Source organism: Flavobacterium sp. KACC 22763, from assembly GCF_028736155.1.
GTDB lineage: Bacteria > Bacteroidota > Bacteroidia > Flavobacteriales > Flavobacteriaceae > Flavobacterium.
In genome coordinates this window covers 1,066,790-1,080,056 of record NZ_CP117879.1, presented here as the reverse complement: position 1 = coordinate 1,080,056, position 13,267 = coordinate 1,066,790, and the positions used below count along the sequence as shown (strand labels likewise).

5 protein-coding genes are annotated in these 13,267 nt (G+C 36.4%); 4 read left to right on the top strand and 1 reads right to left on the bottom strand.

What is annotated here, in order from left to right; all coding sequences use genetic code 11:
- Positions 1–151 precede the first annotated feature (151 nt).
- From PQ463_RS04610 to PQ463_RS04595, 4 genes are all read left to right on the top strand, one after another.
- A complete protein-coding gene (locus PQ463_RS04610; RefSeq protein ID WP_274256529.1) occupies positions 152–4,189 on the top strand; it encodes a hybrid sensor histidine kinase/response regulator transcription factor in 4,038 nt (1,345 codons plus the stop codon).
- 187 nt (positions 4,190–4,376) lie between these two features.
- A complete protein-coding gene (locus PQ463_RS04605) occupies positions 4,377–5,525 on the top strand; it encodes a BT3233 family polysaccharide utilization protein (protein ID WP_274256528.1) in 1,149 nt (382 codons plus the stop codon).
- A gap of 31 nt (positions 5,526–5,556) precedes the next feature.
- On the top strand, positions 5,557–6,348 hold the full coding sequence (locus tag PQ463_RS04600; RefSeq protein ID WP_274256527.1) for a gluconate 5-dehydrogenase: 792 nt from the start codon (positions 5,557–5,559) through the stop codon (positions 6,346–6,348).
- A gap of 496 nt (positions 6,349–6,844) precedes the next feature.
- Complete coding sequence (locus PQ463_RS04595) at positions 6,845–10,444, top strand: heparin lyase I family protein (protein ID WP_274256526.1); 3,600 nt, start codon at positions 6,845–6,847, stop codon at positions 10,442–10,444.
- 102 nt (positions 10,445–10,546) lie between these two features.
- Here PQ463_RS04595 and katG read toward each other — a convergent pair whose 3' ends face one another.
- The gene (katG, locus tag PQ463_RS04590; protein ID WP_274256524.1) at positions 10,547–12,820 is read right to left on the bottom strand and encodes a catalase/peroxidase HPI; all 2,274 of its coding nucleotides are present in this window, start codon (positions 12,818–12,820) and stop codon (positions 10,547–10,549) included.
- Positions 12,821–13,267: the final 447 nt, after the last annotated feature.

Sequence of the window (13,267 nt, the reverse complement as noted above, 5' to 3'; positions counted from 1 at the left end):
AATTGTTTCGCTCTCCTGCAAGGTTTTTAAAACCTTGTAGGTATTTTAAGAAATCGAAAAGAAGCATCAAAAAAGAAAAAATTATAGCACTAGTAATACCTACAAGGTTTTAAAAACCTTGCAGGAAAAAACAAGAATCATTTTAATAAACATGAGAAAAAAGATTGCCATAACAGTTCTTTTGTTCACCGTATTTTTTATAATAAAAGTTCACGGACAAGTGCAAGACCGCTATTTCCGAACCATTTCGGTTGATAAAGGCTTGTCGCAAAGTTCTGTTTTTGCCATTCAGCAGGATACCTTGGGTTTTATCTGGATTGGAACACAAGACGGATTAAATCGTTATGACAGTAAAGGTTTTAAAGTGTATCGCCCAATAAAAGACGTAAAAAACAGTCTGCAATCGTATTACATTCGAAGTTTGTTTACCGATCATAAAGGACAATTATGGGTTGGCGGCAATCAAGGCATTAGTGTTTACAATTACAATACGGATAGTTTTATCAATTATCCGCTTCCGCGAAATATTGGCGAATGGTACATTTCTGCCATTACCGAAGACAATCAGCATAGAATCTGGGCTTCTTCTATTGCAGGAGATGTTTTTGTGCTTTCTCCAAATGAAAAGAATTTTGTTCCGATAAAGTTTAATGCTTCTTCGCATGAAATCAAAAAAATCGCTTACATCGGCATTTGGCAAAAACAGATTTTATTGGGAACAGATGTTGGTCTTTTTCAGCTGAATTCCCAATCTCATCAGCTTTCAAAAATAAATCTGACTTCAAAAAAACCTTATATCAATGATGTTTTTATAGAAGGAAAAAAATTATGGATTGCTACAGAAGGCGAAGGTGTAATTGAATACAATGCACAAAACAAAACCCTTACTTCTCTCCTACATCATGCTGGAAATAACAGCATTGCCGACAATAACATTAGATGCATTAATAAAGATACCGAAGGAAATTTATGGTTTGGAACGTTTAAAGGTTTGAGCATTTATAACCTTAAAAACAACTCCTTTAGCAATTATTCGCACCAAATTTCACAGCCTTATACGATCAGCCAAAATTCGGTTCGATGTATTTTTAGAGACAAACAAAACGGAATCTGGTTAGGAACGTATTATGGAGGTTTGAACTATTATCATAAAAACGATATTAAGTTTAATCTTTTAAGCCAAAACTCAGGAAAACCATCTTTAAACGATGAAGTTATTGGCGTTATCAAACAAGATGCTAAAGGCAATTTCTGGATTGGTAGCAATGATAAAGGGCTGAATTATTGGAACAAAAATGCCAACACCATCAGTTATTATTCCAATAGCGAAAACAATCCGAACAGTTTAAGCTCGAACAATATTAAAGCCATTGAATTTGACAATAACGGAAATGTTTTGGTGGGAACGCATAACGGCGGATTAAATATTTTGAATCCGAATACGGGTTTGGTGCAGCGCTTTCGCCACGACGAAAACAATCCGAACAGTATTGCTGGAGATTTGGTTTATAGTTTACTAAAAGATTCTAAAGACAGAATTTGGGTCGGAACACGATCTGGATTGGATCAGTTTCATCCCGAAACCAAAACATTTACCCATATTCATTTGGATAAAGCAGGAAAAAGACCCGCTTCTGACGATATTACTTTTCTTTTTGAAGACAGCAAAAAACGAATTTGGATTGGTACAACCAATGGCGTAACGCTTTTTTATCCAGAAACACAATTGTTTGGTACTATTGGCCACGGAAAATTAAGCGATGATATTGTAAACTGCATTACCGAAGATCAAAAACACAGAATCTGGATTGGAACGCGAGAAGGTTTACGATTGTATGATGAAACACAGGAATCGTTTATTAGTTTTAAAGCCAGAAAAGATTTCTTCAAAGAAACGATTTACGGTATAATTCCAGACGATAATAACTTATGGATTTCAACCAACACAGGTTTAATCAAATTTAACCCTGACAAAGGCTCTGTGCAGACTTTTGACGAAAGTGATGGTTTACAGAACAAACAATTTAACGATTATGCATTCTGCAAGGCTAAGGACGGAATGCTGCTTTTTGGCGGTATAAAAGGTGTTTCGTATTTCTATCCATCCATGATTAAACAGAGTCCGTTACCTTTAAAGTTAAGTTTTACAGCTTTAGAAGTTCTCAACAAAACCGTTGCTGTAGACGATGAAACTGATATTCTGGAACAGCATCTTGATCAAGTTAAAGAATTGGAAATTGGACCAGAATACAAGCAGTTCAGTATCTTTTTTAATACATTCAATTACATTTCTTCCAACAGAACGTACTATTTCTACAAACTAGAAGGTATTGATAAAGACTGGCAAAGAACAGACGAATTGAAGGTAAGCTACAGCAATTTACCTGCTGGGAAATACAATTTTCAGATAAAAGCTGTTGGCCCAAATGGCGAAATGAGCGCTGTACGAAGTTTGCAAATTGTAATACTTCCGCCTTGGTACAAAACGATATGGTTTTCTTTGTTATTGCTTGCTATTATTGGCACAGCAGTTTATATCGGTTTTAAGATCATTAAAGAAAGAATTCAAGCCGAACAGCAGCTAAAACTGGAAAGAATTGAGAAGGAAAGAGTGAGTTATATCAACCAGATTAAAATGGACTTTTTTACTAATGTTTCTCATGAACTAAGAACGCCTTTAACGTTGATTCTAGCGCCTTTAGAAGAATTATTAAAAATGCCTTTTGCAGATAAAATCACCAAAAAGAAACATGAATTAATGTTTATAAACGCCAAAAGGCTTTACAATTTGGTTGATCAATTGTTTGAGTTTAGAAAAACAGAAATGGGAACGCGTCCGTTAAAAGTGGGTAAAAGTGATATTGTTCGTTTTACACAGGAAATTTTCGAATCGTTTAAACCGCTTTCAGAAAAAAACAACATTCATTATACTTTCCATTCAGCCGAACCGCAGCTTATATTTCTTTTTGATAAAGATGCGATGGAGAAAATTTTGTTCAATCTCTTGTCTAATGCTTTTAAATACACCAAAGAAGGACAAAGTATTCATGTGGAATTATTGAAAAAAAATGATTTGGTACAAATAAAAGTCGCTGACACGGGAGTCGGAATTAGTGCGGAGAATTTATCTAAAGTCTTTGATCGTTTTTATCAAGTAAACAACCGCGAAATGAATTTGGGCTCTGGTGTTGGTTTGGCTTTTACAAAACGTTTGGTCGAATTGCATCATGGCGAAATTAGCGCTGAAAGTGCCGAAGAGCAAGGAAGCACTTTTACAGTTGCCATTCCGATTTTGGATCAGGTTTATAAAAACGATCAGCAGATAGAAGAATCATTATACGATTTGTCTATTGTTAGCGATAACGAACTGGATAATGAAAGTGAAACAGAAGAAGAAAATGAAGTAATAGACAGCAATCAGCCAGTGAAATTACTAATTGTAGACGACAACAAAGAAATACTAGATTATCTGCAGGATTATTTTAGCAAAACTTACGATGTAACGGTTGCGTACAATGGCCAGATGGCATTAGATTTATTAGAAATTAATCCTTTTGATTTAATTATCAGCGATGTGATGATGCCTGAATTGGATGGTTTGCATTTTTGCAAACGTGTAAAACAAAACATTAATACCTCGCATATTCCGCTGATGCTTTTAACGGCGCGAAATGAAACCAGTCAACAGATAAAAGGTCTTGAAATGGGCGCTGATGATTATATTACAAAACCATTCTCGACGCCATTATTGGCTGCAAAAATCACCAATTTATTGCGCTCTCGTAAACGATTAAAAGAATATTATTCTGTTGGAAAAGAAATGGTTCCAGAGAATATTGCATTCAATACTTTAGATGAAGAATTTTTAAAAGAAGCCATTAGAATTGTCGAAGATCATTTGGCAGATTCTGAATTTACTGTAGATCATTTCAGCCGTGAAATCGGAATGAGCCGTTCGAATCTTTATATCAAATTAAAAGCAATTACGGGCGAATCAGCGATGGATTTTATAAAGAGAATCCGTTTTAAAAAAGCCGTTGAATTAATGCAGAGCAAGCGATATACAATTGCTCAAATAACCTATATGTGCGGTTTTAATTCGCCTTCTTATTTCTCGACAGCATTTAAACAGCATTATGGCTGTATGCCAAGCGAATATTTAGCCCGATTAGAAAATACAAAAGAATAACTTACAACAACACAACAAAACCTTAATGCAAACATTTCATCAATTGATCCTAAGAACCTAAAAACGGTTTAAACTAATTTTTTAAAACTCGAAAAATTTCATCCGAAAAAAAACTTTTACAAGTCGGACAGCCCAATCTATGCCTTAACTGAACCTATTCATTCAAAAAATATTCAAAACAAATCTCATGAAATTTTCACACTTTATCTTACTGTTTTGCGCTTTACCTTCTGCACTTATAGCTCAAAACAAGACTAGCATTACCATTACAAACCATTCTGCTCTAAACAGAAAAGAAACCGTGACAGCCATAAAATGGAAAGACATTCTTCTCTCCTATCCGCAGATTGATACTGCTAATTTTATAATCATTGATCCCAAAACAAAAAAGCAAATTCCGTTTCAATTGGAGCACAAAGGACAATCTGCGATTCAGAATGTATTGGTTCAAATAGACATTAAAGCAAAGAGTTCCCTGCAACTTTTCATTCAAAAAGGAAAACCAGAAAAATTTACACCCAAAACTTTTGCCCGATTTGTGCCTGAAAGATTGGACGATTTTGCTTGGGAAAATGATAAAATCGCTTTTCGCGCTTATGGAAAAGCTTTAGAAAAAACAGAAGGTGATGCTTACGGTTTTGATGTTTGGGTAAAAAATACTTCTAAATTGGTTCTAAATGATCGTTACAAACGCAATGATTATCATATCGATCACGGTGACGGGCTTGATTACTATCATGTTGGCTATACTTTGGGTGCAGGAAACATGGCTCCTTTTGTAAAAGATACCATTCGTTATTCTGGAAATTATCATCAATGGAAAATATTGGATAATGGCCCGCTTCGCACAACTTTTCAATTGATTTATGACAGCTGGAATGCTGGCGGAATAAAAGTGAAGGCTACAAAAACCATATCTATTGATGCCGGATCACAATTAAATCGCATTGAAAATATATACACTTTTGACGATAAAAGCCCTTTGCCTGTTGTGGTTGGGATTATAAGACGTGATAAGCAAGGCATAATGGGCTTAAACGAACAACAGGGAATTATGAGTTATTGGGAACCCACTTTTGAAAAAGAAGGAACTACGGCTGTAGGAACCATATTGAGCACTCCTGCCCAAAAAATGTGGGTAGATAAAGAACAGATGCTAGCCCTAACTTCGGTAAGAAATAACGAACCTATTGTTTATTATTCTGGTGCCGCTTGGGATAAAGCGGGGCAAATAACCAATTCTAAACAATGGCAGGATAATTTGGATCATTTCAATCAGGAACTTCAAAATCCTTTGATAGTAAATGTAAAAGAAGCATCAAAAACAAAAAAATAATTAAGAATACTATTAACCAAAAAACAAAAAAATGTCAATTAACTTATTTGATTTAACAGGGAAAACAGCACTAATTACTGGAGGAGTTCACGGATTAGGAATGGCAATGGCGAAAGGTCTTGGACATGCAGGTGCAAAAATTGTGGTAAACGATCATTCTTCGCAAGAGGCTGTAGACAGCGCAATTGCAGAATATAAAGCAGAAGGAATTGAAGCTTATGGCTATTTGTTTGATGTGACTGATGAAAACGCTGTAATAGCAGCAATCAGCAAAATTGAAGCTGAAGTTGGCCCTATCGATATTCTAATCAATAACGCTGGAATTATTAAAAGAACTCCAATTATCGAAATGGAAGTTGCCGATTTTGAAGCGGTTATAAAAGTAGATTTAACGGGTCCTTTTATTGTTTCTAAAAATGTTGTAAAAGGAATGATCAATCGCGGTGGCGGAAAAATCATTAATATGTGTTCTATGATGAGCGAACTGGGCAGAGATTCTGTAAGTGCGTACGCATCGGCAAAAGGCGGTTTGAAAATGCTGACTAAAAACATGGCTACAGAATGGGCTAAATTCAACATTCAGACTAATGGAATTGGTCCTGGTTATTTTGCTACAAGCCAGACAGCGCCAATTCGTGTAAACGGTCATCCGTTTAACGAGTTTATTATGGGAAGAACTCCTGCAGGACGTTGGGGAGATCCTGAAGATTTGCAAGGAGCGGCAATATTTTTAAGCTCAAAAGCTAGTGATTTTGTAAACGGGCATGTGGTTTATGTTGATGGCGGAATTCTAGCTACAATTGGAAAACCTTCAAACGAATAATTTCTATAACTGGTGCATTGGTTTATTGAAAATCGATGCACCAGTTTCATTTTATCGCTTAAAATTCAATTGACTAATCGGAAATAAAAAATACCTTTTCTAAAAATGGTCTTCCTAAATTGGTAAACACTTGATTTTATAAAAAAGCAAACTTTTTACATTCTTCTTAATTGTAGCTGGTTACAACTTCAAAAACATCCATAAAATCACAATATGCGATGTCGTAAATATTCTTAATAGCGCTCAGATAGTGAGTTTCTGATATAAACCCAAGAAGATTAAAAATTCTATTGGAGCCTCCATATCTATGAAACATCATCTATCAAATTTGATAAAAGTGATTATTTACACAAATTCAAAACATTTATATCCGAATTTGAAATATCATTTTCATTCCCGCATTTAACTTAGTCATCCAAAACCACAAAATCTCTTTGGCTATTAAATGCGATCCAAAGAAAAGCTTATTTACTAACTCAACCAAAACCAATTAATTATGAAAAAAAGTTTACTTGTTTTACTTTGTGTTTTTTCTTTATTAGAAATTAAGGCACAAAATTCCAATTGGGAATACAACTTTGGCATTACCTCCTCGATGCCATACGCTTCTACTGCTTATAGTTCAACTTATTTGCCTTCACCCACGGCTGGTGGAGGTACTGCTAGTGTAAGAGCTTCGTCTACTACTGAAGGTTTTGTTGAACTCACTTCTTCTAATTTGGCAGGAGGTTCGGGCGCCGAACTTAAAATGAATGGTGGTACAACCGTATCGGGTGCAAAATTTGGTTTGGGCCCTTTTACAGCTACAGCCGTTGCAGCGTTTGAATGCAAGATCAACATTACATCAGGAACTAATGGCAGATTCTTAATCTATTTTGGCAATGGCAGCAATTTTACCAACGGGAGCGGAATAAGTTTACCGCAAACATTTGCCGCTTTAAGATTGTCTCCTACTCCCACTGCTATAAGCCTCGATTGGCTTTCGTCTACGACAAGTCCAAACTATACCACAGCAGGACTTTCGCAGGTTACAATAAATAAAAGTCAGGTTTATGTTCTAAAATTTTTTATGAACAATAGCAATGCTGAAACTTCCTATACAACTGGAAGTGCGTCTAACTTAACTACTCATAACCTTGCCGCAGGAACTTTTGACATCTGGATCGACAATATCAAAGTGCTTACCAATGCTGACCCTGGAACTGGTTTTCTTCCGCAAGGCTCTAATATTAACAGTATGAATTTGCTGAATGTGGGAGCAGGATCATCAGCACCAGTATTGTATATTGATGATATCGTTTATTCTAACTCTTTAATTGCAACACCACCCACACCTCCTGCAACGATTACTGATACCCTTGTTACTGTTGACTATGAAAGTGGTACAGAGAACTCTGGAATTTCAAATTTAACTACAACACATGCTACTGCTACTGACGCCGAATACTTGGTAAGTCCTGGCCGTACTGGCAATTATGCTATAGCCCACCGCGTGACCATTGGAGATTCGGGATATTTTTCTGATAACCACTGGCGAAGCGAGGCAGCTACAGCTCAAATGCCTACAGACGGGAAATATTATCCCGGAGATGAACGCCGTTTTGAAGTGAGTTTATTGCTGAAAGATTGGGAATCTCATACTCCAGGAATGGCTCAAAATGGCGATATTATTTTCCAAGGCAAACAAAGTGGAGGAGAAAATCCTGCATGGTACTTAAGCGCAAAACGCAATAGTATTACCTTCCGTATACCTAACGACAATATTGAACCCTCTATCATAGATGATTTTCGTCCTTACATCAATCAATGGATTGATTTTAGGATTGATGCAAAAATGACAACTGATAATACTGGTTATTATAAGGTGTATTATAGGTTACCTGGACAAAATGATTATACATTGGCATGGCAGGTGAGCAATTTTAAAACTTTCAATCAGGATGTTCCTGAGACTAACCCTTCTGGATATTTGAAATGGGGCTTGTATCGTCCAGGACAGTCTATTACATCTGATCCTCCTAATGTAATGACACGTATTATTTATCATGATGACATTAAAATTTTTGAGCTAAATAACAATAGCGCACCTACACAGATTTGGGGTAACACTTTTACAGGAAATAATGTTGAATTTATCGCGCCTATTACGGCAGGAAACACCACAAATCCTAATATAATCAGTGACGGAAATACGGCACCAAATTTTTATTATGGCACTAGCGGCGGCCTCAATACAGCAGGTGTCATTAGTGGTCGTGTTTTACTAAATGGCTGGACCAGCAAAACAAATACTTCAGATCCAGCTACTTCATTTAATCCAGATCAGTATTTTGAATTCAAACTTCAACCTAAAAATGGCTATAAAATAAATTTTTCTAATCTTAAATTTACAGCTAGAAAAGGAAACACCGCTGATCCTAGCACATTCGTTATAAGATCCAGTGTAGACAACTTTACAAGTGATATTACGGCATCCCAAACCTTTACTGGAACTGCTGCAACTTTACTTACTTATGACTTAAGCCCTTTGACCAATATCAAAACCCCGATTACATTGCGTTTATACTGGTACGGATCAAACAGAACTTCTGGAACCTCTTTAGTAGGTATTGATGACTTTTCATTCAACGGTCAGGTTAAAACAGTACTTTATCTGCCTGAAATGTCAAATATTATCACTAACACTAATACGGGTTTACCTACCTATACAGCACAAGCCAATGAATTTGACATCACCGCATTAAACAACTGCAGTAACGTTGCTTATAGCTATTTGCTTACTGGAGCAACCTCTGCTACTGGTAATACTACATTAGCCAATAAAGTTTTTAATAAAGGAATTACAACTGTTACGTGGACAGCAGCCGATGGATGCAATAATAGTTCGACTTCTTTCACTATTACGATTAATGATACTGAAAAGCCTGTTTTTGCAATACCTGCTCCCATAACGCTCTCAAATGACGAAAATCAGTGTGGAGCAACATTTATATTAACTCAACCAATCGTTACCGATAATTGTGCTGTAGCAAGTATTATCAATAATGCACCGACAGTATTTCCTCATGGTACAACAACTGTAATATGGACGGCTACCGATGAAAATGGCAATACCGCCACAACCTCGCAAACGGTGACGGTTACGGATGCACAAAAACCAACTGTAAACTCAGTTACTTCTGTTGTTCTTTGTTATGAATCAAGCGGAAATTATAATATCCCATCCGCAACTGCTACCGATAATTGTACAATTGATACGGCTACTTACGCAATTACAGGTGCAACTACAAGAAACGGAAATGGATTAGATGCAAGTGGAAATTTCAACGTAGGAACATCCGTTATAACATGGACCGTTACTGATAACGCAGGAAATAACAGTACTAACACCTCAACAGTAACCATCAATAATCCGATTGCGGCTCTCATTCCAGATGTATATGCTGTAAATCCGGGAGGAGACGCTAATACTATTTACTTAGGATATGGCCCTACTTCTTTAACATTGAACGCAACGCCTACAAGTGGAACAGCACCTTTTACTTATTTGTGGAGTACCGGAGCTACAACAGATGCTATTTCTATTAATCTGTCAACACTGGGAGTTCACGACTACAGCGTAACTATTACTGATGCGAAAGGCTGCTATATTAACATAACAAAACAAATAAAAGTAATCGATATTAACTGTAATCCTCAAAAAGTGATAGTATGCCATACGAATAACAAAAATCTTTGCATTCCTGCCAATGCTGTACCAGCTCATTTAGCACATGGCTGTCATCTCGGTTCATGCGAAAACGCTTCACTATCAACCAATGCTGAAACCAAGATTTCAGAACAGCAAATTGATGATTTTATAGTCATTGCATCTCCAAATCCAACAAAAACAGAATTCCAAATAAACATTGCAGGAGGAGATGAAAAGCAAGCCATTTATGTTAATGTATTTGATATGTTAGGAAGAAAAATAGAGACTGTGAAATCAAATTATACATCATCCATAATAATAAAAAGCAACTTTAGTGCAGGAACATATCTTGCTGAAGTAAGCAACGGAACAAATAGAAAAACCATTAAGCTCATAAAACAATAATGTAATTCTTATTTGTAAAAATTCATCTAAAAAAAACTGCCCCGAAATAGTGTTTAGCTATCAGGGGCAGTTCCTATTTATTAACTTATTGCTTCTACTGTATTAAGCCTTTAAGTCGAATCGATCCAAATTCATCACTTTAGTCCATACTGCAATAAAATCATGAACAAATTTCTCATGTGCATCAGAAGCTGCATACACTTCTGCAATTGCTCTTAATTCTGAATTTGAACCAAAAACAAGGTCAGCACGTGTTCCAATCCATTTAGGCTGTCCGGTGCTTCTATCGTTTCCTGCATAAAGTTCTTGATCATTAGAAACCGATTGCCATTGCGTGTTCATATCTAGCAGATTTACAAAGAAATCGTTTGTCAAGCGACCTGGTCGAGTGGTAAAAACACCGTTTTTGCTTCCGTCAGCGTTGATATCCAAAACGCGAAGTCCTCCTAAAAGCACTGTTAATTCTGGTGCTGTAAGATTCAATAAATTAGCTTTATCTATAAGAAGTTCTTCTGTTAAAACAGATGATTTTGTTTTTCTATAATTTCTAAAACCATCCGCTTTAGGTTCAAGATAGCCAAAAGACTCAACATCTGTCTGCTCAGCAGATGCATCCATACGCCCAGGAGAAAAAGGCACAGAAGCTGAAGCTCCAGCATCTTTAGCTGCTTTTTCAATAGCTGCAGAACCTCCAAGAACTATTAAATCAGCCAATGAAACTTTTTTATTACCATTTGCAGCATTAAATTCTTTTTGAATAGCTTCTAATTTATCTAAAACCACTTTTAATGCAGCAGGATTATTTACTTCCCAGTCTTTTTGTGGTGCAAGTCTTATGCGTCCACCGTTTGCACCGCCTCGTTTATCTGATCCTCTAAACGTAGATGCAGAAGCCCATGCTGTTGAAACTAACTGAGAAATACTTAAACCTGAATTTAATATTTTCTCTTTCAACTGAGCTACATCCTGATCATTAATTAGTGTATGATTTACTTCTGGAATAGGATCTTGCCATAGCAATTCTTCCGCAGGCACATCAGATCCAAGATAAAGAGCTCTTGGCCCCATATCACGGTGTGTCAGTTTAAACCACGCACGAGCGAAAGCATCTGCAAATTCATCAGGATTTTCAAAAAAGCGTCGTGAGATTTTCTCATAAGCTGGATCTAATCTTAATGATAAATCGGTTGTAAGCATTGTTGGCAAGTGCTTTTTATTAGAATCGAAAGCATCAGGAATAATTGCCTCAGCATTCTTTGCCACCCATTGATGTGCCCCTGCAGGGCTTTTAGAAAGTTCCCATTCAAAACCAAATAAGTTTTCAAAAAAGTTATTGCTCCATTGTGTTGGCGTTTTAGTCCAAGTCACCTCAAGTCCACTTGTTATTGCGTCTGGGCCTTTTCCTGAACCGTAATTGTTTTTCCATCCCAATCCTTGCAATTCTAAACCAGCTGCTTCTGGTTCCTTGCCCACATTATCTGAGGAAGCAGCTCCGTGCGTTTTACCAAAAGTGTGTCCTCCAGCTATAAGTGCCACAGTTTCTTCATCATTCATTGCCATACGCCCAAAAGTATCTCTAATATCTTTGGCCGCTGCAATAGGATCAGGATTTCCATCTGGCCCTTCTGGATTTACATATATAAGTCCCATCTGCACTGCAGCAAGAGGTTTTTCTAGATTTCTGCTATGAATATTTCCATTTGCATCGTCATCTGATGAAACAACACCGTGATCCTTCGGAACACCTTCAGAACCATCTTTATAACGTTCATCACCTCCAAGCCAAGTCGTTTCAGATCCCCAATAAACAGATTCATCTGCTTCCCATACATCGGCACGTCCTCCCGCAAAACCAAATGTTTTAAAACCCATTGATTCCAAAGCAACATTCCCTGTTAAGATCATTAAATCGGCCCATGAGATTTTTTGCCCATATTTTTGTTTTATTGGCCAAAGCAATCTTCTTGCTTTATCAAGGCTTACATTATCAGGCCAACTGTTAAGAGGTGCAAATCGCTGCTGTCCAGCTCCAGCTCCTCCTCGACCGTCATGTACTCTGTAAGTACCCGCGCTGTGCCACGCCATTCTAATGAAAAGTCCGCCATAATGACCAAAATCAGCAGGCCACCAATCTTGTGAATCAGTCATAAGAGCATGTAAATCTTTCTTTACAGCTTCAAGATCCAGACTTTTAAACGCCTCTGAGTAATTAAAATCCTTGTCTAGCGGATTTGACAATACTGAATTTTGTCTCAGGATATTTACCTTTAACTGTTTAGGCCACCAGTCACGATTCTTTGTGCCTGAAGCTGCTTGCTTGTCCATGCTCCCATTATGAAAAGGGCATTTGCTGATGTCATTTGATTGATTATCCATAGTTGAAAAATTTTATTTTTGACTAAATTACAAACTAATGAAAGAGGAAATTAAGGCTATGGATTGTAAATACTACTTCTAAAATAGACAAAATCTATTCTCAAGCATTTTTCATATTTAAAATCCTTATAACTCAGATAGTTTTCCAAAAAAAAGATTTCTCTTAAAAAAGAACTTTTTTTATTATGAGATATTAACTACATAAATTTAATAAAAAGAATCTTTTCATTCATATAAAATTTTAGAGTACAGCTATTTGCAATAAACGCTTTAATTAACCGAAGTTTTCCGAAAGAAAATAAAGCTAAGAATTCTCCCTAAAACATAAGAAAAATACCGTCTGTATTTCTGTGTACGTAAAAACGTACTTTATTACTCCTCCCTAAAATTTATATTCTTCAATTTTACACTTTCGGTTCTCAAATACTACTATCTATTATTACTAAC

Excerpts from the sequence above, each read along its gene's own strand:
- PQ463_RS04595 (WP_274256526.1), top strand. The coding sequence starts at position 6,845 with ATGAAAAAAAGTTTACTTGTTTTACTTTGTGTTTTTTCTTTATTAGAA.
- PQ463_RS04605 (WP_274256528.1), top strand. The coding sequence starts at position 4,377 with ATGAAATTTTCACACTTTATCTTACTGTTTTGCGCTTTACCTTCTGCA.
- PQ463_RS04600 (WP_274256527.1), top strand. The coding sequence starts at position 5,557 with ATGTCAATTAACTTATTTGATTTAACAGGGAAAACAGCACTAATTACT.
- PQ463_RS04610 (WP_274256529.1), top strand. The coding sequence starts at position 152 with ATGAGAAAAAAGATTGCCATAACAGTTCTTTTGTTCACCGTATTTTTT.
- katG (WP_274256524.1), bottom strand. The coding sequence starts at position 12,820 with ATGGATAATCAATCAAATGACATCAGCAAATGCCCTTTTCATAATGGG.